Genomic DNA, 24,858 nt, shown 5'->3' with positions numbered 1-24,858 from the left:
TAACGGGCGTATGATTACCAGATCGTCCGACTGATCTTTTTAAGCGTGGTATAGGCGATGTACATGAGTATGGTAAAACAAATGACCATGGCCCAGGCTTCGAGGTATTGCAGTGGATGAATGACCAGGTTGACGATATCGATGACCAAGGCAAAGGGATTGGTCAGCACATCCCAGCTATTGAAGCGCAGGTAACGGCCGATGTATACACCCAGACCATTGAGCAACATGACGGGATACAGAAAACACCATTGCGTTTTGCCCGGTAACCAGGTCTCTACGATCTTTTCCATCTGGCGAACTGACAATACACCGAGCAGCAAGCCATTCCAGGCGAAGGACAGGATTAGCGCCATATCGAACCAGAGTGGCGCGCCATCATGACCACCCAGGTGAAAAAGATCGGTCAGGATATAGAAGGTATTGGGTACAAATAATATCCATACTGCCAACGTTGGCAGGAACCTGCGCTTGTAGGCCGCCCAGTAAGAATTATGGGTGAGGAAAGTGGTAATACCATAGGGAATATATGCCAGGAAGAGATTCCAGATCATGAAGAGAAAATCCCTTTCGCCCGAATAAAGAATACGGGTAGCGACCATGCCCACGCTGCACAGCATAGACAGGCTGAGGATCTTGTCGACCTCACTACGTAACAGGAATTGGCGGTAATGCCAGATAGGTTTCAATATACTTTTCATACAATTAATTTTTAAGTGGGCGTGGCCCGGTTAAGGCCACAGTTTGGGAATGAAAAGGAGGCAACCGGTCATCAGTGCCGCGATGGCGGCTACCAACACAGCTCCGGCAGCTACGTCTTTGATGAATTTGACTTCCGGCTTGCGCTCGGTGGTCATATAATCCATCATACGCTCGATACAGGTATTGATCATTTCAGTGATCCATACGAGGGCGATGACCAATACCAGGGCCAGCCATTCGTGTTTGGAGAGGCCAGTAACCACTGCTAGTATGACCACACCGATGGCAGCCACCGCATGAATCCAGGCGTTGTGCTCACTGCGCAGGAAGGCGCTGATACCCTGCCCGGCGAAACGAAAACTTTTGATACGTGCGCGTATGGAAAACGATTGATGTTTCATGATGCAGAGTTGGTGGGTGACGATGCGACAATCGGGGCATCCGTGCTGGCCGCGGTGTCGGTCTCTTTGTTTTCGAAACCTTTTCGGTTGAGCCATAGCGAAACGAGGAAGGCTGCGATGGTTGCTGCCGTGTAGACCCGGGCCAGATGGCTTTGCAGACCAAAATGATCGTCCGTCACGTATTCGAACAAAGCAAAGTACAACGCCACAACGATCGATTCTATCACGAATACCCATAGCAACCTGCCTATGGCGCTAAAAGGCAGCCGTCGTATAAAACTAACGAACATGAGGGTCAGCAGCAGGAAAGGCAAGCCCAGGAAAAAACCTCCAACCAGCGATGCAAATGCCACACCCAAAGCGATCGCCACGTCCCAATGAAGTTGGTATAAAGTGACCAGTCCTACCAGGAATGCAGTCAGCAGAACCGTTTCGCACCAAACCCCGACACTTGTTTGTGATGAGTCCATATAAGTTCATTTTAGTGTAAGGATTGTTATTGCAGGTGTTGGAGGGTATAGGCATCGGCATAGTTCCAGGATAGCCAGGTCAGCTTCTTTTGCTGCTCCAGGTAATGACTGGTACGCATCCGGATCCTGGCTTCATAACAGGTATCGCAGGCATCCCGGTTACCACTACTCCAGGAATCGCTCTCCGAACCTCGTGAAGAACCATCAATGGCCGCTTGCCTTTGTTGAAAGGCACTCACATTCCCCTGCAGCAAAGGCAGTGTCTTATCCGACAAGCTCAGCAGGAATTCCGCATCCAGGGGCACTTTGTCTTTGTGTTGGAGATTGTATCCGGCGATCAATTCATCCCAATGAATGGTAGAGGCAAGCACGAGTAATATGATACCAGCCCAGGCATTGACACGGAAGAGGAAATAGGTGGTACGTTGTTTCCAGATCTTGATAAAGACGGTTGACAATCCGATGAGCACCATCAGCAAAAAGAACAGTACACCAATCCTTTTATAGGCCAGGCCATAGCGGGCGATATAATAATAGTCGCGCAGCAATACCGATAGCACGAGAATGCTGTTTTGCACGATCCAGGCATAGGCGCCATAGCGCAGCCACTTATTGTTGCGGTAAAAATTAAGATTGCCTTTGAAGAAGAAGAGCAATACGAGCATCGCCAGTACAATGGATACGATCAACAACTCGGTACCATCGTGTACCATCTTCGTCAGGAAGACATCGCCCATATAATCGAAATTGAACCAGAGCAAACTGATATCGATGGCATTGATCACCAGCAACAATACATTCAGCAGCAGCAGGCTGATGACGCCGGTGGTGTTCTCATTTTTGAGTGCCAGCATACCTTTGGCAAAACGTCCCATGACGGTTTCTACCAGCGCATAAAAAGGTGTCTGGTTTCTTTTCTTCCAGCTCATCCGGGTACGCTGTAAGGTATCCTGACTTTTCTTTTCCCGGTTCACGAAATAATCGAGCCGGCTGCGCAATAAAAGGGCTCCAGTCACAAAAATGCCCAGTACCAGGAAGAGGAACCACTCGATGGAGACAGTGCCGAATAGTGCGTTCAGCAAGCGACCGATGTACAGGTCGATGCGCTGGGTCATGGCCTGAAACACGCTGTTGGAAGAAGAGTAGATGATGAAAAACACCGTCAGCAGCAAGAGCGGGAAGATGGCAAATCGAAGGATGGTCGAAAAGCGTTTCGTTTTGGGGCCACGGGTTTTGACACTCCTGAGCTGGTCGCCGAAGGAGGCAAAGCAGAAGATAAAATTCAACAGTACCGAACCGCCGGCAAACCAGGCCGACCGGTGCATGTACTCTGCAAACCCTACGATGAGCAATAGCGTGGTCGCAAAGGCGATCTTGCTCAACAAGGTGTTGTGAATAACGATCATGGCCAGGCAGATGAGATGGCCAACGAGTAGCCACCTCACCACAGCGCTTTGCCGGGCCTGGGCGTATAAGTAGAAAATGGCTGTGAGGATGAAAGCATCAAAAAATACGGTATTGACGCCGAGTTTTTCCTGCCAGAATACGAGGCTGAACAGGATGCCGCCTGCGATAACAAGCAGGCTTTGTGAGATCTTTTTGTTCATAACGGTTGATTGGTGGACAATAGTTGGTTGATCCGCCCCCAGCGTTGGCTGCGGGAGGTTATTTATTAAGTTGCCGGGATTGCTATTGACTTCTTATAAGTTGGCAGAATCGATTGTCCGCGAGGACAGCCATAATTTCCTGTTCCAGCTGCTTTTTGCTGGCAGCAGTTATATTCACCAGACTGAATCGTTTTCTATGGAGGAGTGCATCCGTGCGCCAATCCCATTGACTAATCGTACGCAAAAGGCCGTCGTCGTACCACCAGGCTGTATATAATCTATCCCGCTCCTTTTGTAAAGATGCCCGGTACACGGTTTGCGTTCCTATCACCGCCTCTTCCGTTTGCTTCAATTGATAACCACTTCCTCGCCAACAGATCATCGGATTATGGTCAGCACTGTAGAAACCGGGAATTGGCTTGATGTATACCAGCGACTGGTCATTTTCTAGTTTAACAACATCAGTCCCTATTTTTTGCTGTTTATAACCTGGTACCGGCTTTGACACTACGTCGATGGCCCCTGATTCATTACGTTGCACCAGTTGACGCACCGCTACTGCCATCAGTATAAGCAGGATTGCCTGTATCAACCAGGAAAGTGGCCAGCGCGTGGTAGCTGCCGTAGCCATTATCGTCTGATTGCTGCGGCCAGCGCGCCTGATCATCCACTTTGTGATGAACACAGCAGGCACCAGTACATATGCCGTCCAACACAACAACCCCATTATTTCGTGCATGATGTTATCAGGCAAAATGCTGAAATTCACCAGCATCACGATCCGCAATACATTAGCCACCAGATTGAAGATGAAAACCAGCATAAGCAGTATGCCCGTTTGCCACCAGGCCAGTCTTCTGTGCAGCTTTTGCTGATAAATAGCAATGAGCAATACCAGTAATACCAAGGAGGTAACCATCATATTGAGCCCCATACAGGCAGGGTCTACCGTAAATTCTTTGCCACCCTCGATCAGCATATTCCCTTGTACGGTCACGTTGCTTCCCATCTTTTGCATACCTGCTGCTGTCCAGGCGGTCAGCTTCAATCTTATAGGAAAAGTGAAAACACTGGATACGAACTGAAACAGGGGTGACATCATAGCGGTAATGATGAACGGCAACGAATTCGTTTTCCCCACAAAGGTTTCTATCACGAAAAATATTGCTAACACAGTGGCTTCAAAGAACAGGGTATTTACCGGCAACAGACAACAGACCAAGGCCAGTAGGATAGCCCAGTAACCATATCGTCTATGACCAGTGTCGCCGTAGCGGATGATGGTTACAAATGGCAGCGATAACAGCCCCAGCCAGGTATTCATCAGGGTCCACATGATATGCTGGTGAAGCACGAAATACATCATGGCAGCATAGGTAAATACACCAATCACCAGTGGCAGGCTTTTCCAGGCACCTGTATTTGCGGTGGTCAGCTCAGGAACAGGTTGCCGCCCATCAGGCACCATCGCGTTGGTTTTCTGTACCAGGTTATTTATCCAGATCGTGATCATGCCTGCCTGCTTATAGAAGGTTTATATTTGATGACCAGTATAGCCAGCACACCGATAATGATAAGCGCCCACTCGTGTGGCTCCGGTACAGCACCGTTGGAGTGCATGGATGCATTTTGAAGGCTGTTGTCAGCGCCTTCGATACCGAACCGCTCATAATCTTTTTTCGTTTCCAGCACCACCAGACTGGATACCGGGCTAACCACATAGGCCGTGCGCGCCTCGCTGATAAGCGAATCTTCCACCGGCCGGTCTACGAGCAATCCACTACCAACTTGTTGCATAATGTGATTGTAGGCAAAAAGACGCATCAGGTGGTCAGGTGCTTTCGAAGGTTCAGCACAGGGTCTTTTACTGATCAGCAATCCTGCATCATCGATCACCACCTGTTCGCTGTTTTCAATGCATTGAACAAAATGCCTTTGTTGCATCAGGGATTTCAATTGTTGGAGGTTGCCAAATTCGTAATTAAAAACCCTGTATTCCTTTAACGATTTTAGGTAAGGTGATAGCTGGGAGCCGATATTGAACAAGGCAATCCGCTCCTTATCCGGCAGGTAGGCTTTTAGCTGTTCAGCGAAACGACTATCTCCCAGGTCCTTTAGGTTGGGGGACACTGCGTCACTTTTGCTGATGAGCAGGCTCTGCGCGGGATGGCTGATCTCGAACAGCGGGAACATACTGAATTGTTGCTGCTGCAACTGCTCGAAAATCATACCCCGGTTGCCGGGTGTAACACGCACCATACCGGACAGATACACCAGTACTTCTTTGTCCTTCAGAAGGTCGATCACTGTTTCAAACTCGGGGCGGGTCCAGGAGCTGTTGATATCGAGGTAAACCTGTTTGGGATTGAAAGCCTGTCTTTGCGGTGTGTAGGGATGCACCGTATAGGAACTACCCTCAAAACAGAAGGGAGACAAGGACAGCGGTTGTTCACCGAGCGATATCTGCCAGTTGGGATCATAGGCACCAGACCGTTTCCATGATTTTTCGGTATAGCTGCTAAACACGGCAGCATCGAGGTGATGGGGTGGATGAGCAAACTGCAGTTCTGCATCTTCGGTAGCATGCTGGAAGCCGGGGCCGTCGAACCAGACGTTTTCATAGATCAGCTTGCCTTGCTGGCGGAGCAGTGGGGCTGTGATGCCCAATTTGAACTGGCGGCTCTGACCAACAGGTACGGGGAATACCCGAACGGTAACGGTATTACCTTCCTGCCAGTGTAAAAGAGACGGATCGCGTCTTTCGCGGCCAACAATGGTACGATAGGCCGTATCGGCTTTCCCTTTGGAGGTCAGGATACCTTTTTCTTCCTTCCCTTCTATCCAAAGCGAGAGCGCCGTAACAACGGCCCCTTCGGGCAAGTGAAAGGTGTACAATGCTTCTTCGTCGTTATTACGCCATCCGTCACCCAGGCTTTTATTGCGTACCAACAAGCTCTTTTCCGTATAAGAAAGACCAAACTGTGGCCATATTCGCACGATTGTATTAATATGGTCTGTAACCAGGTTTTCTCCGCTCCAAAAACGTTCCTGGGTAATATGGCGCGCGTCGTAATTCGCTTCCAGTATTTGAATGCTTTCTTCCCGGGTAAGGGCTGGTGCAGGCCGGAAGAGTGCAGCGATCATGACGAGCGGGTCATGTTGTTTTTCCATTTGATTGAAACCAGTCCACCTGAATGAGAAAAAATTGCCGGGAGAAACACTGGGCAGGTCATACAGCATGCCGGCTTTGAATACCTTTTCCGAGTAGTAATTATTGGGCACTTGCCGGGCCACTTCAATAGCTGGTGGCAGACCGCTTCCATCGGAAGCACCAGCCATTCGATAGGCCTTATTGATGGCCGACACAGATACGCTCCATTGGATCACAAATACTATACATACCGTCAGCGCGATGCCCACTCCTGATAGAAATCCAACAACCAGCCGCTTGTTTTGGCGAATGTGATAACGCATGAATTTGAGTACGATCAGGAACAATACCAGTGGTACAAAGATGTGCAGCGAAAAACCCAGGGCCCAGAATACGACCACGGCCTCCGGATAATGTGGCAACAGGTAGCAAGCCAAATACAGGTAAACGGCGGTACCAAGGCCAAGCAGGAGCATACTTACCTGCTGCAACCAATAGGGAAATAGATGAAAAAAGAACAGCAATACCAGATTGATGGATACGATTACCAGCAGTGCAGAGAACCAGGCGGTCGACTCACAAAAGACGTTCATTTCCCGGTTGAGCGCATAACAGCTGATAAGGCAGATAACCGCGAAAAGAAGGAGGGGCATCATTTTGTCAATACCTACTTCTTCCCGGCGGGCGGCAAGCATCACAAAAAAATAGATAACAGCCAGGACAAAATTGGCGATAAAGACTTTATCGGCATTCCCGGAAGACATACGGGTCAGCAACGGAAGGCAGAAAAATCCCGTTGAAAGAAGTATCATGACTACCCCGGTCAAATAATAGGGTGTTTTAAGCCTTGTAATGAATTCACTCATAGTTTATGGTTTGGAAAGCACTTTGCGTTTCAAAGTGTAGGGGCAAAAAAAATAGACCTTACCGTACCCCCTTGATCATGTTCTCCAATGCCTCGATATGCTCCTTGAAGGCCTTCTCTCCAGCCTTTGTAATAGAATACGTTGTATTGGTCTTGCGGCCAATGAACCCCTTGTGCACTTTAATGAATCCATTCTCCTCCAGGTTGACCAGGTGCGACGCCAGGTTGCCATCGGTCACCTCCATCATCGTTTTGAGGTCATTGAAGCTCACTTCCTCATTGACCATGAGAATACTCATGACCCCGAGGCGTATGCGGCTGTCGAATATTTTATTCAGATTTCCAATCGGGTTCTTCATACATCACATATAATTATGGGAAATGTACCTGCCGTTCGCATTTATCGCTCGTATTTATACCACATCACGATCCCATATACGATGTGCAATACACCAAAACCGGCAGCCCAAAAATACAACCCTTCGTTTATTATCCAGAGATTCAGAATGCCCAGCATGATCTGACCGTATCCCAGGTAGCGAATTTCACCCAGCGTATATTTGGAGGCATTGACCAGTGCCAGCCCGTAAAAGATCAGGCAACCAGGCGCCACCAACTCATAATAGCCGAATTCCAGCGCGCGCCAAATAACGATACCACCCACCGCCATCGGCAACAGGGTATTCCAGGTCAATCGCTGAACCGTACGGTCCCAAATGGGTACACCATTCTTCCTGCTGCGTATATAAGTGAATAAAAATGCAGATATAAGGGCTGCGATAAAGGTGATCACAGCAATCCAGATAAGATCGATGAACAATTCGGTAGATGCCTGCCCCGCATTGTAAAGACCACCATCATGGCGATGTTCGCGGTAATACACATTGAAACGGCCCAGGCGGCTGTAGGCGGCCCAGGCCCCAATCAGCGCGCAGACGCCCGCACAAATACCGCTCCACCCGCTTAACGAGATAAAACGCGACGAACGCTCCATCATCCGCTTTATATCCTGTAAGGTCTCCAATGGTTGGTGTTGGCTATCCATAAAAAGCACTTTGTGATACAAAGTAGCGTCAAATTTTTCACATTTGCAAACTTTTGTCCGGATACTGCCATTTTTGGCATTTTTTAACGTCTCAGGATAGGGGTCTTAATCGTATTTTTGATCATAGAACAAAACGCGCGCGTGAAGAAACTTCTACTGAGTATAGCCTGGATAAGTTGTTGTTTTCTATTGTCTCAAGCTACCCAAGCACAAACCAAGATCCTGCGGGGTATCATCAAAGATGCCCACAGCGACGAGCGCATCCCCTTTGCCTCCATGCAGTTCACCCATGCCGGAACCGGTAAACTCAGCGATTCTGCCGGCAGTTTCAGCTTCCAGTTCGACCAATGGCCACTCGATACCATCAGGATCACCTACGTCGGCTACCAGGATTTTCTGCTGGTGATCGACTCTGTGCTCATCCGTAAGGCCAAGAACCAGGTCATCGACATCAGCATTCTACTGGAACGCGGCAAGTATACCGATGAGGTGGTGGTCAAACAAAAGATCGACCGGGGCCTGCTGATGTGGCGTCGCATCGTACGCCGTAAACCCCACAACGACCGTTACCGCTTCGACAATTTCAGCTATGAATTGTACAACAAACTGGAAGTCGATATCAAGAACATCAAACGCGACAAATGGCAGAACCTGCCTTTCATCAAGAAGTTCAACTTCGTTTTCAACAACATCGATACCACCGAAGAAGGTAATCCCTACCTGCCCGTATACCTCACGGAAGCCATATCCAATTACTACTATCAGAAATCACCCAAAAAACGGCGGGAAGTATTTCAGGGTACCAAAACCATGGGCATCAACAATGAAAGTGTGTCCCGCTTTCTGGGAGGTATGGACCAGAACATTAATTTCTACGCCAACTTTATCCCCGTATTCGATAAACAGTTTGTAAGCCCCATCAGCGACAACGGCGATAACTACTACCGGTACAAAGTACTGGATACACAATACGTGAATGGACGACGCCTCATCCATATGTCCTTTACCCCCAAGCGCCGGGGTGAAAACACCTTCGAAGGCGATTGCTGGGCACACGACACCACCTGGGCCATTCAGAAGATGAACCTGCGCCTGTCGAAAGATGCGAATATCAACTACGTCGACCGCCTGAGCCTCGTGCAGGAGTTTAGCCTGCTCAATGACAGCACCTGGTTCCTCACCCGCGATAAATTTGTGGTAGACCTTTCCCTTACGGGCGAAAAATCACTCGCTGCCATCGGCCGTAAAAACACGACCTACCGCAACATTACCGTAAATGACGAATCGGTGGCACGGGAACTGGCCAAAAACCAGATCATGGAAGAGACCATCCTGCCCCCCAATGCACAGCTGGCATCCGATTCCTTTTGGGTGGAATCCAGGCACGAAGAGTTGAATAAAACCGAGCAGGCCATCTACCAAACCATCGATACCCTGCTGAAGATGCCCGCTTTTAAACGGGCCACCAAAACCCTCAATTTTCTCGCCACCGGCTACATGAATATCGGCAACTACGAGATCGGTCCGTGGTTCAACTGGGCCACCGCCAACGTACAGGAAGGCTTCCGTACCCGCTTTGACCTGGCGACCAACAAATACTTCAGCAAGAAGATCCTGCTGCACGGCTACCTGGCCTATGGTTTCAAAGACCAGGAGTTCAAATACATGGCTGATGCGATGTACCTCTTCAACAAAAATCCCAGAACCTATATTGCCGTATCGCATAAACGCGACTTCGACCGTGGCCAGCAATACTATGACGCTATCAGCCAGGATAATATCTTCGCCCTCGCCATCCGTAAGAATGGTGTACCCATCAAGTTCCTGATGGCGGAGGAAACTAAGGTCGACCTGTTTGGCTCCACCAAATCGGGTTTCTCGGTCACCCTCGGCGGTGCGCACAAAAACTTCGATCCTGTCCTCAATCTCCCCTATAAATCATTGTTTGTCGACGACAAGGGCGATTCCTCCATCCGTACCACAGAAGCCACGATCCGCTTCCGGTATGCAAAGCTGGAAAAATTCCTGGAAACGACCTTCAACCGCTATAGCCTGGGCAGCGACTACCCGATCGCAGAAGTCCGCTATACCAGGGGCATCAGTGGTGTACTGCACAGTAAGTACGACTACCATAAGCTGAGTGCCAGTGTTTCGCATTATGCCAAGATCCCGCCTTTCGGGTTATTGTATTACAATGTATTTGCCGGCCGCACCTGGGGCAAGCTGCCTTATATGTTGCTCGATGTGGCTCCGGGCAATGAGATCTATTATTACGATAAGTATGCCTTCAACCTCATGAACCGGTACGAGTACCTGCATGATCGCTATGCCGGTTTGAATATTGAACACAATATCGGCAACGGTCTTTTCCGCTACATTCCCCTTACCCGCAAATTGAAGTTCCGCCAATTCTGGACGGCGAAAGCGCTGATTGGCAGCCTGAGTAAGGAGAACCACGATTACAATATGCCGGCCGGCTCCGACTACCAATTCGAATCGCTGAATGGTAAAACCTATATTGAAGTAGGCACGGGTGTAGACAATATATTCCGACTGTTTCGCGTCGACCTCATCTGGCGGCTGGCGCCCCGTCCCCTGCCGCCAGAGAACGTTAAAAGGTTTGGCGTCTTCTTCAGCTTCCGCCTGGCTTTCTAAACAACCGGGCACCAGCGCAACGGGCCAGGCTCTTCATTCCCCATGCATTCAACGAATAAAAAATGCCTTCCGCGGGGAAGGCATTTTTAGTTTGACTATTATTTCGTTTAGTTATTTCATTGTTCATATTCTTCCCATTCTTTCAGGAGGGCCTTAAAATCGGCATTGACCGTTTTAGCATTGTATTCTTTTGTCCAGTAGATGCCGACCCGATCAGACTCCGTGAGCAGCTTGCCCGCTTTGCTGTTGTAAGGACCGGCAACGCCCAGGTGTACTGCCGTTTCATCTTCATTACTCATTTCCACCTTAAAAAGAAAATATTGCTGACTGACCCCTTTTACGATAATCGTTCGTTCGCCCAGGTAGGTCAACTTCGCATTTTCAGTTTCATCGATGGCCTGTGCATACAAGGCAGCTTCTGCCAGCGCTTTTTGGGTACGGTACTTTACCGGGAAGAGGGTGGTTTTCTTATGTTCGACCAATAAGTCGTACAATTCATTCCGCTGTCCCAGATCAGCAGCCAATTTGAGCAACGCGTCCGGAGCAACTGGCTGTTTGCCTTCCAGCAGAGCTGTTGTGGCTATAAACTTCATATCCAGGTCAGACTGTGCCAGGAATCGGTTGATCAGTTGGTAGGCAGCCGGATCTTTCAGTTTGGCCAGTACACGGATCAGGGAAGGATCGGTGATCCATTGCATTTCACCAGTTTCCCGGGATTTGCCGAGCGCCTGGTGAGCAAGCTGGTACAACTGCGGTTTCCAGGTCGTCAATAATTTCAGGTCCATCAAACTGCTATCGATCAGGTCTTCGATCACCCTTACCAGGTGAGGCCCAGCCAGCGAATCTTTGAGTAATGGCAACATGGAAGGAAGCAAAGGAGCTACCAATTGCAGGGAATCCGACAGGCTCGAAAAATAATAAGAAGCCCTGCCACGCGTAGGTGGCCTTTGCAGGAGGAGGTCGCGGGACAGGGTGACCGAAGCCTGTGTTTTGCAATCGACCAGCAGGTCCAGCAAATCGTACCGGACCGCTTCACGGTTAGCAGGAAGCTCCTGCCACGTTTTTTTCACCATGTCCAACGTACTTCCATCATGCAGTAGTACGATCTCCCGTTGTAGCTGTTTGCTTGTATTGTTGTAATCGGCAGAATCCGGATACACATACGTGAACGCTTCCTGCAACAGGGGCAGTTCTTTTTTCGTAAACGTCACCTGCCCGATGGCTTCTTTGGCCTTTTCGAAGGTCAGCGAGTCGCCCGACCGCAACGCCTTGAACAGGTCATCTGCCTTATTGTTGAAGAGCGTAGAAGCAGTTTGATGCGCCACCGAAAGGTCTGTAAATACCCGACGGCTATCCTCCTGCTCCAGCGCCTCCCGGGAGGTAATACTGTACAGGGTAAAAAGCGAATCACCTACGATGAGCAGCCGCATCTTTTTCAGGTTGTGGTTGCCGGGCAGGCCGATCATCACTTCCACGCCTTTGTAGGAACCATTGGTCACGTGCTCGTACGAGAGCAAGGTATCGGAGTACTCCAGGGTATTCCGCACCATCTGCCGGAGCAAAGCGGTATCGCTTTCATACCAGCTGTAGGGATTGTACGCCTCTTTGCGCAGGTAATAGGTGGCGGGAGCAGCTGGGTCGAATATTTCATATATCGGTACCGTTTCTTCCCCTTCTGCTGCTGTTGAGTCGACATATCGTGAAAGCGGCGTGGTAGACCAGAGGGAAAAGCTCTTATCAGGCGCTTGGTGCAACTGCCATTTTCCCGGATCGACCGGACTTAATGTAAATGATTGAAAGAAATTATTGAGCAGCTGCCGGTGTTTGATGCTGTCTGCCGTCGTGGCCACGACATAGTAGGCCCTGTTACCCCGGTGTATTCGCAGCACCTTGTTGTAATAACTTCCCTGGTTATTGCTGCGAATGAACGACGACCACATCACCGGATAGTCTCCCATATGATCATAGGTATGGGACAGCACCTTACAATCCTTACTATTGTCCAGCAATGAACGGTAACTTTCAAATAAGGCAGTGTCCTTTTCGAGAAAATAACCTTTTCCCATATCCTCCACAACGATCTGGAAATAGATATCATTGACCCCATCGAGCGAGGAATAGACGACCATCGAGGAATTGGGATTGTTTTTGGCAGGCTTTGCAGTCGGCTTGCCCGGGAACCGCACCGAGAATCCATGCTTACCGTTCCGGTATACAGACCAGGGCTCATAAGCCGGCGTGGTCTTGTGGTGCATGACCAGCGACCCCAGAAACCGACCTGCATCTTTCGATTGCAGCAGCGTATCGACGGATGAACCTACCAAGGCCATATAAATGATGGGGCTACGGTAATAACATTGTATGCGGTAATGGGCATCATCACCTTTGGCCAGTACCTCACGCCCTTCTACACTGTCTTTGCGAATGGGCTTGATCGATAACACTTTTGCTTTTTTGGCCACATTTTGTATCGCCATCGCCACCACGCTGTCTACACTCAGATTCTCCCGCCCGGTTGCGCTAACAGTAATGTAAAACAGGTTGGAGCCAATATCGGCATGGATCTTCATGTCCATATTCTCGTCGGTGGCACCCATATCCTGGGGTGCACCGGGCATCTGTACGGTATATTGCCCGTTACTAGCCTGCACAGTGATCCAGGGCAGTTCTTTTTCTTCGAAGTGGTAGGCCGTAGCATGAATCGTACTCCCAGAACGGATGGGTTCTACCGTAAACCCGCGCCTGCGCAAGTGGCTGATCACGCCCGAGTCGCCAGGCAGGTGCGCAGTGCCCACTGCGAAAAAGCTGCTGCGGACATGCGCCAGGCTATCCATCCGCCGGGCCATCTTTCGGTTGCGGCGCAACATCACACTGTCCATTAAGAACTTTTCACTGTCGTCGAAGCCGGCAATGGCCTCCAGGTCCTGGCGTTTGTAGATCGCGATCATCTTCGACAACATTTCCTTGCTCTTGCGGTTGTCGTCGAGGAAATCATCCACATAGTCACTGAGGGAAACGAAATTGTCGGCCCCATCCTGGTCATGCACATCCTCTACCCCTCCCACCCATTTTCCCTGGCGGCGCATAGCGTCGTAGAACCAGGCATCCATGATGGTATGCATCGAGTTCTTATCGATCTTATTGACCTTGTTGATGAAATAGGTCCTGAATTCCTTTACGGTGATGGTAGCGGGATCTTTCTTAAACTGCTCGCGCAACTTCTTCTGTATGCGGGCATAGTCGGCTGCTGACAATTCCTGCTTCAGCAATACCTGATCGTCGCGCAGCTCCTGGAAGGCATTGCTGATGATCGAATCCGGCGCTATTTCCATCGCATATCCCTCACAGCTTTCGAGCGCGGCGTAAACAGCGTCGCCAAAGTCAAATACCTGCTTGTCTGTGAGGTGGATGGTGCCGTATAACCAGGAAGGCTTGGAAAGGCCGTTACCAGTGATGCGCCACAACAGACAATTCTCCATTTTTTTCGGCTGCGCTGCTGCCGTTAGGGTCAGCAAGAGGGCCAGGCACAGCGCCTGGTAGTACAAAGGGGTCGATCGTTTCATTGTAAATAACTTACAACGAAGAAACGGAAACGTTATTACCCGATAAAATTATTGTGGCCTATCGCACGGGAGTGCCCGCCGGAAGCCGCCACCGCTCCCGGAACATTGGGGCATAAAAAAGACCCCGTCTGTGCTAACGGGGTCTGGAATCTGGTTCGCTCAAAATCGCTCTTACTCTTTAATTCCGGTCGTATTGGTTGGTTTTTCGTATGTCCATTCGCTGCGGTCCAGTTTGCGGACCGTGGGATATACTTCGTCGAGGGTATTTCCATTGTAAAGGCGGCCATTCTTCATCACCATCCCGATGGCGTTGGTATTCCGGATATTATCCAGTGGGTTGTTGTCGAAGATGATCAGGTCGGCGAGCTTACCGGCCTGGATGCTACCCAGGTCATTGTCGAGGCCGAGTGCTGTGGCACCCAGGATCGTGGCCGTCTTCAGGGCGTCGTGGGTACTCATGCCCCCGCTCTGCATGGACCACAGCTCCCAATGATAGCCCAGCCCCTGCAGCTGACCATGACTACCAATGCCAGCAATTGCGCCATTTTCCACCATCGCTTTCATCGACCGGGCATGCTTGGTAAATACATGCTCTTCGGGCATGAACCAGGCAGCGCGGCGGCGGGTTTTGGGCGCCAGCTCGTCATAAGGCGTAAAGTTCTGCAGCTTTTTATCGTTGTAAGGCGCTTCTGTTTCATAATAAAAATTTTCCGCCCAGGGGCCGCCGTACGACACCAGCAAGGTGGGCGTAACCGCCATATGCGACGCAGCGATCGACTTGTACACGTCTTTGTACAACGGGTAGATCGGAATGGAATGTTCATGACCGGGATACCCATCGAGCAGGTTGGTCAGGTTCAATTTGTAATTGAGCCCCCCTTCGGTAGTGGGCATCAGGCCCTGGTCTTTCGCCGCCTTGATCACCCACTGCCGTACGCGGCGCGGGCCCGTCAGGTACATTTTGATGTAATTGGTATGATAGTACTTGCTGTACTGGCGCAGGATATTGCTGGCATGTGCCGAGTCGCGCACATTGTACATCCAGAAGCCAACACCGGGCCCCGTAGAATATACGCGGGGGCCTACGATCTTACCCGCATCGACCATATCGGCATACGTGAGCACATCGGTAGTACCGGTTTGCGGATCACGGGTGGTGGTTACACCATATGCCAGGTTGGCCGCGTAGATCCATACCTGGTTTTTATGCAAGCCCCAATTGGGCCACATATGCGAATGAGTATCTATAAAACCCGGTACGATGGTCTTACCTGCTACCTCGATCACTTTGGCATTGGCGGGCACCGTCAACGTACCGGTAGCGCCCACAGCTTTAATACGGTTGTTGACGACCAGTACATCTCCTTTTTCGATGATCTCGTCGCCCTTCATCGTGACGATACGGGCACCTTTCAGCAGCACCGCTGCCTTGGGTATATCTTTCTCGAAATAGACCTTGATGGCAAACTCTTCGGGCTTGTACTTGTACTCCTCTTTCTTCTCCACTACTTTTTTAGCGAGGGTATCGATCAGCTTTTTGGTGGTGTCGGTCTTGATCTTCACCACATCGGTGATCGCTTTGGCCAGCGAATCTTCTTTGCGTTTGGCCTCCTGTTTCTTGGCCAGCTTTACGCTGTCTTCCTGCGCTATGGCTTTGTCTACATCGTACACGAAATGGGCATTGCCCAGCGACCAGTGTATCTTTTTACCATCGGCCTCCCAGGTGGGAAACTCGCCGCCGAGTTCGGTCAGCTTGCGTGCGGGGAAAGCGGCACCGGCTGCATCAGCTACGGAGATGGAGGCTGTTTTACCGGTATTGGGAAGGGTGATCACATAGATATCATTATTGACCTGCGCCAGCGCACGGCCACCCGTGGGCGATATATTGACCTGCGCAGCAGTAGAAGGCATCTGCACTTCCATCGCGGAGGCAATCTTTTCGGTGAGCAGACAGAAGTCGGAGGCGTTGAGTTCGTGCAGGTGTTCGGCATCTTTCCAGTTGCTGATACCATAGGTCGTGGCGCCGGTGATGCGGGCGTGGACCTTTTCATCTTTACCCTGCCAGTTGATGGAGACCAAAGCACCTCCCTGGTTGAGGTAAATGCGATCTTCCTCCCCTTTTACAAAATGCGGGTTATCGCGAAAATCGGCCCGGTGAATGAGGGTGATGTCGCCGCCATTAGCGCTCATCCAGCACAGTTCATTTTCGGTATTGTTGGCGCTGGGTGAAATGGCTTCCTGGTAGCGCTGTAATTTACCGCGTACAAAAACGATGCGGTCGTTCTTGGGATTGAATACGGCGGAAGAATAATAACCCGGCTCCTTCGTCAGCTTTTGTACCACCGGCTTTCCGTTCACATTCACCTTGTACAGATGGCCCCCTTCCGGCGTCCAGGAAGTAAACAGGAGCTGGCTACCATCGGGCGACCAGGCAGGTTCTGCTTCGGTAAACTCGTGGGTGGTCAACCTTTTCGGCGTGCCGTTGGGATAATCCATCAGGTAGAGCCGGTTGAGCACGGTGAAGGCCAGCTTCTTGCCATCGGGAGAGGGCACGGCGCCCCGGATCTGTGTGGCCAGTAGGTGTGAGGTATCGGTAACCGGGTATTTGAAATCGAGTTGTGGGCCCAGTTCGAGGGCAATATCTGCCGAGAAGGGAATCTCTACCGGTTTACCCTGCTCGATGGGAATGCGGAAGAGTTTACCACCATACGACGCGATGAGCGACTTGCTGTCGGGCGTAAACGACATACCGGGCAATACACCCATCACAGCCATCGACTCCTGGTCATCACGCTGTACCGGCCAGGCCAGCCAACGCTCTTCCCCACTGGTGATGTTGCGGATCACGAGGCCTGTCTTGTCTTCATACCGGGAACCATAGACCAGCCATTTGCCATCTTTTGATAACACCGGCGTAAAGGCCGATCCATAGCGCGAAGTGATGGTGCTGGTTTTACCGTTCTCCCGGTCGTATACACTAACCTGGTATTGCGGCATCGGCGCATTGTAGGTCCAGGCGCCATTGCGGGATGAAAAATAAATATACCTGCCATCGGGGCTTACCGCCGGGTCGATGGTCTTGAAGCCGGGCGCATCGATGAGTTGGGTACCGCTGCCTGCATCTTTGTGCATCATCCACAACTTCACATCGAGCCTGCCGCGGGCAGCAATGATGTAGTTGCCATCGGGCGTCCACGCTGCGCCTGGAAAGTTCTGATCCTGGTCTTTGGTCACCTGTACGGTATCTTCTTTCTCCCGGTCGATGTACCAGATATTCTCGGAACCACTGCGGTCGGAAGTAAACAACAATTTCTTACCATCGGGGCTATAGCGCGGGTGGGTGTCGAAAGCCAGCCCCCTCGTGATACGGGTGGCCTTGCCGCCCGTGATGGGCACGGTATAGATATCACCCATCAGGTCGAAGGCGATGGTTTGTCCATCGGGACTTACATCCACACTGATCCAGGTGCCTTCTTCAGTCGGGAAGTTGATGGTGCGCTCGGGTTTGAGCGGCAGGTTCCTGTATTCGGTATACTTAGTGGTGTCTTTGCGAACGGTATCGACCCGTACTTTGGCAGGGGAAACCGGGTAAAAGGCGTGATGGTTTCCTGTGGCGGACCACACAGCACCTGCCAGCAGCAAGGCGGGCATGACGACCAACCCACGGTTGCGGTTTTTTAACAGCGCATTACGCATATACAGTTAGTTTTTTCAGTGATAGACGCAGGAATTTACAACAGCTCCGTCATTCGCCATTTTTATTTGTTATGAATGGCACCAATTGCTTGTTATTTTTCATGAACAGCTGCTGCAAGGCTACCCGGCAAGGATTAATTTGCTTATCTTTTGACATAAATCGATTGCATGTCGTCAAAGTATATCCTGGCCCTCGATCAGGGCACTACCAGCAGCCGGGCCATCCTCTTCGACCGCGCCGGCAGCATCATCTCCATAGCCCAAAAAGAGTTTAAACAATGGTATCCCCAACCCGGTTGGGTGGAGCATGATCCCGAAGAAATATGGGCTACCCAGTTCAGCGTCATGGCGGAAGTCATCGCGCGCAAGGGCATCACCACCGACCAGGTGGCTGCCATTGGTATTACCAACCAACGCGAAACCACCATCGTGTGGGACCGCGAAACCGGAGCGCCCATTGCCCGTGCCATCGTGTGGCAGGATCGCCGTACAGCCGAGTTTTGTGATCACCTCAAAGCCACCGGGCATGGCCCCCTCATTCAGGGCAAGACGGGCCTCATCATCGATGCCTATTTCTCGGCTACCAAGCTGAAATGGATACTGGACAATGTACCCGGTGCCCACGAAAAAGCCGACCGTGGCCAGCTCGCCTTCGGCACCGTAGATAGCTGGCTGATCTGGAAGCTGACCGGTGGTAAACTGCATATCACCGATGTGACGAATGCTTCGCGTACCATGTTGCTGAATATACATAGCTGCGAATGGGATGAAGAACTGCTGAAGCTCTTCAACATCCCCGCGAGCGTGCTGCCTGAGGTAAGACCATCCAGCAAGACCTATGGCGTTACAGAAGCCATCGTGAAGCATGCCAATATTCCCATCGCCGGTATCGCCGGCGATCAGCAAGCAGCCTTGTTTGGCCAGATGTGTACGCAGCCGGGCATGGTGAAGAACACGTATGGTACCGGTTGCTTCATGTTGATGAATACAGGCAGCAAGGCTGTCGTATCGACCAATAACTTACTGACCACCGTAGCCTGGAAGATCCACAACAAAGTGGAATATGCGCTCGAAGGCAGCATCTTTATTGCCGGCGCCGTGGTGCAGTGGCTGCGGGATGGTCTGCACATCATTCGTAATTCGGGCGATGTGGAAGCCCTGGCCGCGAGTGTACCCGACACCAATGGCGTGTACATGGTGCCTGCTTTTGCCGGCCTGGGGGCACCTCACTGGAACCAACATGCCCGAGGCTCCCTGTTTGGCGTTACACGTGGTACCACCAAAGCGCATATTGCCCGTGCGGCACTGGAAAGCATCGCCTACCAGACCAACGATGTACTGAAGGCGATGGTGTCTGATGCCGGTATCGACATCAGGGAACTGCGGGTGGATGGTGGCGCTACCATCAACAACGGGCTCATGCAATTCCAGAGCAACATCTTGCAGGTTCCGGTGTTACGGCCTAAGGTATACGAAACCACCGCGCTGGGGGCAGCCTACCTGGCCGGCCTCGCAGTAGGTTATTGGGACAGCATCGAAGAGGTGCAACAGCAATGGCAGGTAGATGCCCGCTTTACGCCCAATGCTCCTGCAGACCAGGTACAACAACTATTGAAAGGATGGCACCGGGCTGTTAAAGCATCGATCGCCTGGGCCGACGATAAATAAAGGACTCCATCAGCACCATTGTAACCCGTATAGCATGAATCGAAAAGACCTTATAGCACAACTCGAGTCGAATCCAACACCCTGGGACATCATCATCATTGGTGGCGGGGCCACTGGTCTGGGCGCGGCCGTAGATGCTGCTGCCCGCGGCTACCGTACCCTGCTCGTGGAAGGCGCCGACTTTGCCAAAGGCACCTCCTCCCGCTCTACCAAACTGGTACATGGCGGTGTACGTTACCTGCAACAAGGTAATATCAAACTGGTGATGGATGCGCTGCGGGAGCGCGGCATCATGAAGCAGAATGCGCCGCACCTGGTCAAGAACCAGTCTTTCATTGTACCCAATTACAAATGGTGGGAAGGACCTTATTATGGGCTCGGCCTGAAAGTATACGACTGGATGAGTGGAAGCCTGGGGCTGGGCACTTCCGAATGGCTGTCGACCGAAGAAGTATTGCGCCTCGCCCCTACCCTCGATGCCGAGGGGCTGCGCGGTGGCGTATTGTACCACGATGGTCAGTTTGACGATGCCCGGCTGGCCATCAACCTGGCGCAGACCGCTGTAGAGCAGGGCGCCGTCGTACTCAACTATTTCAAAGTAAGCGGCCTGCTGAAGGCTAACGACAAAATAGCCGGTGTACAGGTGAGGGATGAGATCAGTGGTAAAGCATATGAAATAACTGCGAAAGTCGTGATCAATGCTACCGGTGTATTTTCCGATTCGGTACAACAGATGGATGATCCGCAAAAGCCGGTCAGCATTGCGCCCAGCCAGGGCATTCATGTGGTACTGGATAAAGAATTTCTGCCGGGCGAAGCGGCCATCATGATACCCCACACGGATGATGGGCGTGTATTGTTTGCCGTACCCTGGCACAACAAGATCATTGTGGGCACCACCGATACGTCGGTCAACCAGATCGATGCCGAACCCATTGCCCAGGAGGAAGAGATCCGTTTCATTCTCGAACATGCGGCGCGCTACCTGACCAAGGATCCGGCACGCAGTGATGTGAAGAGCATCTTTGCCGGTCTGCGTCCGCTGGTGAAAAGCACCGCAAAGAAAACGGCCGAGATCTCCCGCGACCATTCCATCATCGTATCCGACAGTGGGCTGGTGAGCATACTGGGCGGTAAGTGGACTACCTACCGGAAGATGTCGGCCGATGTGATCAATATTGCAGCCGTACAGGGCGCGTTACCCTACCAGGAGCCGGTGACGAAAGAATTGCCGATCCATGGCGCGATGCCCACCAGCGATTACTCCACGGCCGATTATTACTACGGCACAGACAAAACGGAGTTGCTGCAACTGATCGACAACCAACCGGCGCTGGGAGTATTATTGCATCCCAAACTCCCTTATCAACAAGCTACCATCGTATGGGCGGTGCAGCAGGAGTTGTGTATGACCGTGGAAGATGCCCTGAGCCGCAGAACGCGGGCCCTGTTGCTCGATGCGCAGGCAGCCATCGAAGCGGCACCCCTGGTAGCACAGTTGATGGCAGACACGATGCAGCACGGACCGGATTGGATCGAACAGCAGCTGCGCGACTTTCACGAGGTAGCGAAACACTACCTGCCAAATGGGTAGCCCGGCAATCAGGCCTAACGAGGCGGACAGGTCTTCCGCCACCACGACCAAGCTTAAACCATTGTAGTCATCTATAAACCTTCATCAACCAACTATGGATACGATTGCGCCATACAACCATTTTGTAGGAGAATTCATCGGCACCATGCTGCTCATCATCCTGGGCAGTGGTGTCGTAGCCAATGTAGTGCTCAGCAAAACCAAGGGCAACAACGGCGGACTCATCGTCATCGCCTTTGGCTGGGCCATGGGCGTTTTTGTCGGCGTGTACAGCTCAGTCAAACTGGGCGGCAGCGGCCACCTCAACCCGGCCGTAACGCTGGCACTGGCCTACCTCGACATGTTTCCGAAAGAAGATGTATTGATCTACCTCCTTGCCCAGTTTGCTGGTGCCATGGTAGGCGCCACACTCACCTGGTTGGCCTATCGCCAGCATTTTGAGCAAACGCAGGATGGCGACTTGAAGCTGGCGGTATTCAGCACCGGGCCTGCTATCCGCAGTACGCCCAACAACCTCATCACCGAGATCATCGGCACGTTTGTATTGATGCTGGGGGCCTTGCTGTTCAGCAAACCCGTTAACGGGCTCGGCACTCTCGATGCACTACCGGTAGCGCTGCTGGTACTGGGCATCGGCGTTTCCCTGGGTGGGCCTACCGGTTATGCCATCAACCCCGCCCGCGACCTGGGGCCACGTATTATCCATTTCCTGCTTCCTATTGCACGAAAGCGGGATAGTGACTGGGGGTATGCCCTGGTACCGGTTGCAGGCCCTATTGCAGGCGCGCTGCTGGCTGCTGGTGTGTACAAATATTTTCTATCTTAACGGGATGAAACAATTCCTCCTCACTCTATTTATTTCTTCCGTAGCTATGGGTATTCAGGCACAAGACGTCGAACAAAAACTAAAAGACAAAGGCATTGTATTGACAGCTCCTTCTTCGCCGATCGCCAACTACGTGAATGCGGTGCGGGTCGGCAACCTGCTGTACCTCTCGGGCAAAGGACCTACCAAAACAGATGGCACCAATATTACCGGTAAAGTAGGCAAGGACCTGACGATCGAACAGGGCTATGAAGCAGCGCGCGTAACAGGCATCAACCACCTGTCGGTATTGAAAGCCGAACTGGGCAACCTCAATAAAGTAAAACGCATTGTGAAAGTGCTGGGCATGGTCAATTGCGAAGGCAACTTCACCGACCACCCCAAGGTGATCAATGGCTACTCGGACCTGATGGTGGAAGTCTTCGGCGATAAAGGCAAGCATGCCCGCTCCGCAGTAGGCATGGGTTCCCTACCGGGCAATATTGCCGTGGAGGTGGAAGTGATCGTAGAGGTGGAGTAAGACCCTACGCCGGCACTTTGGCCGTAATGGCTGCCAGTATAATCTTGCAGGCTTTTTTGATCTCTTTGGGTGATATGGTCAATGGTGGTACAATGCGCATACAATTGGCCGCAAAGAGAAACCAGTCGGAGAGTACACCGTTGGCAATACATGCATCGATCACTGCTTTATTGCTTTCATAGCTATCGAATTCGATGGCCATCATCAATCCGTTGGAGCGTATGGCTTTGATGGCCGGATGGTGCAGATGGTCGAGAAACAACTGTTCTTTCTTTTTTACTTCCTGGATCAGCGACTCTTTCAGCAATACTTTCAAGGCCGCGTGGCCTGCCGCGCAGCACACCGGGTGACCGCCAAAAGTGGTGATATGCCCCAGCACGGGGTTATCGGCCAGGTTCATCATCAGTTCCTTGCCGGCAATGAAAGCGCCCATCGGCATACCGCCACCCAATGCTTTACCCAGCAACAACACATCAGGCGTAATATTGAATTGCTCAAAGGCCCAGAGGGTGCCGGTACGGCCAAAGCCTGTCTGAATTTCATCGAGCACAAGCAGGGTGCCAGTCTCCGTACATTTTTTACGCAGGGCCTGCATCCAGGCTTTGGTGGGCGTATAAATACCACGCTCTGCCTGTATGGGTTCCGCGATCACACAGGCAGTTTGCTCTGTAATCGCATCGAGCGCCTCCTGGCTGCCATGATCCAGGTGCAGGATATCGGGCAGCAGAGGCCGGTAAGCCTGGCGCCAGTATTCATCGCCGATGATGCTGAGCGCCCCCTGAGTAGATCCATGATAACTATTTTTGAAGGCTATGATCTGGGTACGTCCTGTAGCGCGTTTGGCCAGTTTCATGGCCCCTTCCACCGCTTCGGCACCGGAGTTGGTGAAATAAACGGAATTCAGGGAACCAGGCAGGTGCTGGGTGATGGCGGTAGCATATTGCACTTCCGGCGACTCGATGAATTCACCGTACACCAGCAGGTGCAGGTATTGATCGGCCTGTTTCTTGATGGCCTTCACCACCCGTGGATGGCGGTGCCCCACGTTACACACGCTGATACCGGCGATCAGGTCGATATACTCCTTACCATCTGCATCCCATAACAGCGATCCTTCCGCTTTCACGATCTCCAGCGCCAGGGGGGCGGTAGAGGTTTGCGCCACATGACTATAGAACAGTTCCCGTTGATTCATGCCGCAAAGATACTGGTTGCAGCGTTGTTGGTGGCAGCCTCCCGCCCGTTGCGACGGGCGACCCGTAGCCGGCCCGCCATTTCAGCAGCAGCCTTCCTATATTTGTACAAATAATCATTTATGCCTGTCATATTACATGTAGAAGGAACCTATCCCAGTTTTGGAGAGAATAATTTTATTGCGCCCAACGCGACGATCGTAGGAGATGTAGTGACGGGCAAAGATTGCAGCATCTGGTTCAATGCCGTGGTGCGTGGTGATGTAAACAAGATCCGCATGGGCAACAAGGTGAATGTACAGGATGGCGCCGTCGTGCATTGCACTTATAAGAAAACAGAAACGAATATCGGCAACAATGTATCCATCGGCCACAATGCTATCGTACATGGTTGTACTATAGAAGACAACGTGCTCATCGGTATGGGTGCTATTGTGATGGACAATGCCGTTATCGGCCATCATAGCATCATTGCTGCCGGAGCTGTCGTACTGGAAGGTACCCAGATACCCTCGGGAACAATTTGGGCAGGTGTGCCAGCGAAAAAAGTAAAAAATATTGACGAATCTCAAATACACGGTGAAATAGACAGAATAGCAAACAATTACATGAAGTATGCAGACTGGTTTCGTGACCAGGTAACCGGGGAATAGTAAGTTCCCTATTGCAACTACCGAAGTTTCGTTATAGTTTACAACAGCGTTTAAAATCCACGGCACCAAGAATATGAAGACCCAAAAACTTGTACTTGTTTCAGCCAGCATTATGATACTCCTGTGCAGCAGTTCCTGTAGCCTGTTCAAGGCTAAATCTGGTTGTCCTTCCAATGGCAAGAATGTGGGTGCCGAACGGATTCTCAGTGGCGAGAAGGTTCCGAAAGCGAAAAAATTCAAGGCGTAATT

At 51.4% G+C, this 24,858-nt stretch carries 17 protein-coding genes; 6 read left to right on the top strand and 11 right to left on the bottom strand.

The window, feature by feature from the left end:
• Positions 1-14: 14 nt before the first annotated feature.
• The 8 genes from P2W70_RS03120 to P2W70_RS03085 form a co-directional block, all read right to left on the bottom strand.
• Positions 15-701, bottom strand: coding sequence for a DUF1361 domain-containing protein (locus tag P2W70_RS03120; protein ID WP_276479964.1), 687 nt, complete (start codon positions 699-701; stop codon positions 15-17).
• 30 nt (positions 702-731) lie between these two features.
• A complete protein-coding gene (locus P2W70_RS03115; RefSeq protein ID WP_276479963.1) occupies positions 732-1,103 on the bottom strand; it encodes a diacylglycerol kinase in 372 nt (123 codons plus the stop codon).
• Entirely contained in the window at positions 1,100-1,573 is a 474-nt protein-coding gene (locus P2W70_RS03110) for a hypothetical protein (protein ID WP_276479962.1), read from the bottom strand. Before P2W70_RS03110 ends, P2W70_RS03115 begins: the two co-directional genes overlap by 4 nt.
• Before the next feature lie 26 nt (positions 1,574-1,599).
• Positions 1,600-3,180: a DUF4153 domain-containing protein gene (locus P2W70_RS03105; protein ID WP_276479961.1), complete on the bottom strand. Its 1,581-nt coding sequence runs from the start codon at positions 3,178-3,180 to the stop codon at positions 1,600-1,602.
• An 82-nt stretch (positions 3,181-3,262) separates the two neighbouring features.
• Positions 3,263-4,693, bottom strand: a complete 1,431-nt coding sequence (gene xrtN / locus P2W70_RS03100; RefSeq protein ID WP_276479960.1) for an exosortase N — start codon at positions 4,691-4,693, stop codon at positions 3,263-3,265.
• A complete protein-coding gene (locus tag P2W70_RS03095) occupies positions 4,690-7,197 on the bottom strand; it encodes an XrtN system VIT domain-containing protein (protein ID WP_276479959.1) in 2,508 nt (835 codons plus the stop codon). Before P2W70_RS03095 ends, xrtN begins: the two co-directional genes overlap by 4 nt.
• 58 nt (positions 7,198-7,255) lie before the next feature.
• Positions 7,256-7,555, bottom strand: coding sequence for a winged helix-turn-helix domain-containing protein (locus P2W70_RS03090; protein WP_276479958.1), 300 nt, complete (start codon positions 7,553-7,555; stop codon positions 7,256-7,258).
• Positions 7,556-7,596: 41 nt separating this feature from the next.
• A complete protein-coding gene (locus P2W70_RS03085; protein WP_276479957.1) occupies positions 7,597-8,241 on the bottom strand; it encodes a hypothetical protein in 645 nt (214 codons plus the stop codon).
• Between the two features lie 141 nt (positions 8,242-8,382).
• Between P2W70_RS03085 and P2W70_RS03080 the strand changes: the two genes are divergently transcribed.
• On the top strand, positions 8,383-10,896 hold the full coding sequence (locus tag P2W70_RS03080) for a DUF5686 family protein (protein ID WP_276479956.1): 2,514 nt from the start codon (positions 8,383-8,385) through the stop codon (positions 10,894-10,896).
• 116 nt (positions 10,897-11,012) lie between these two features.
• On the opposite strand, the gene P2W70_RS03075 is transcribed toward P2W70_RS03080, so the two are convergent.
• Positions 11,013-14,459: a TraB/GumN family protein gene (locus P2W70_RS03075; RefSeq protein WP_276479955.1), complete on the bottom strand. Its 3,447-nt coding sequence runs from the start codon at positions 14,457-14,459 to the stop codon at positions 11,013-11,015.
• A 171-nt stretch (positions 14,460-14,630) separates the two neighbouring features.
• Positions 14,631-18,155 carry an amidohydrolase family protein gene (locus P2W70_RS03070; protein WP_276479954.1) on the bottom strand — a complete coding sequence of 1,175 codons (3,525 nt, stop codon included), beginning with the start codon at positions 18,153-18,155 and terminating at the stop codon, positions 14,631-14,633.
• Between the two features lie 168 nt (positions 18,156-18,323).
• Here P2W70_RS03070 and glpK point away from each other — a divergent pair, with 168 nt between their 5' ends.
• The 4 genes from glpK (at position 18,324) to P2W70_RS03050 (ending at position 22,763) form a co-directional block, all read left to right on the top strand.
• Positions 18,324-19,823, top strand: a complete 1,500-nt coding sequence (gene glpK, locus P2W70_RS03065) for a glycerol kinase GlpK (RefSeq protein ID WP_276479953.1) — start codon at positions 18,324-18,326, stop codon at positions 19,821-19,823.
• Between the two features lie 34 nt (positions 19,824-19,857).
• The gene (locus tag P2W70_RS03060) at positions 19,858-21,417 is read left to right on the top strand and encodes a glycerol-3-phosphate dehydrogenase/oxidase (protein WP_276479952.1); all 1,560 of its coding nucleotides are present in this window, start codon (positions 19,858-19,860) and stop codon (positions 21,415-21,417) included.
• Positions 21,418-21,511: 94 nt separating this feature from the next.
• Positions 21,512-22,243, top strand: coding sequence for an MIP/aquaporin family protein (locus tag P2W70_RS03055; protein WP_276479951.1), 732 nt, complete (start codon positions 21,512-21,514; stop codon positions 22,241-22,243).
• A gap of 4 nt (positions 22,244-22,247) precedes the next feature.
• Positions 22,248-22,763, top strand: a complete 516-nt coding sequence (locus tag P2W70_RS03050; protein WP_276479950.1) for a RidA family protein — start codon at positions 22,248-22,250, stop codon at positions 22,761-22,763.
• A gap of 4 nt (positions 22,764-22,767) precedes the next feature.
• On the opposite strand, the gene P2W70_RS03045 is transcribed toward P2W70_RS03050, so the two are convergent.
• Positions 22,768-23,958 carry an aspartate aminotransferase family protein gene (locus tag P2W70_RS03045; protein ID WP_276479949.1) on the bottom strand — a complete coding sequence of 397 codons (1,191 nt, stop codon included), beginning with the start codon at positions 23,956-23,958 and terminating at the stop codon, positions 22,768-22,770.
• A 120-nt stretch (positions 23,959-24,078) separates the two neighbouring features.
• On the opposite strand from P2W70_RS03045, the gene P2W70_RS03040 reads away from it, so the two are divergent.
• Positions 24,079-24,609: a gamma carbonic anhydrase family protein gene (locus P2W70_RS03040; protein WP_276479948.1), complete on the top strand. Its 531-nt coding sequence runs from the start codon at positions 24,079-24,081 to the stop codon at positions 24,607-24,609.
• The last annotated feature ends 249 nt before the right edge of the window (positions 24,610-24,858 follow it).

Source organism: Paraflavitalea pollutisoli (assembly GCF_029360705.1).
Lineage (GTDB): Bacteria > Bacteroidota > Bacteroidia > Chitinophagales > Chitinophagaceae > Paraflavitalea > Paraflavitalea pollutisoli.
The sequence above is the reverse complement of the archived record's forward strand: the minus strand, read 5'-3'. Positions and strand labels throughout refer to the sequence as shown.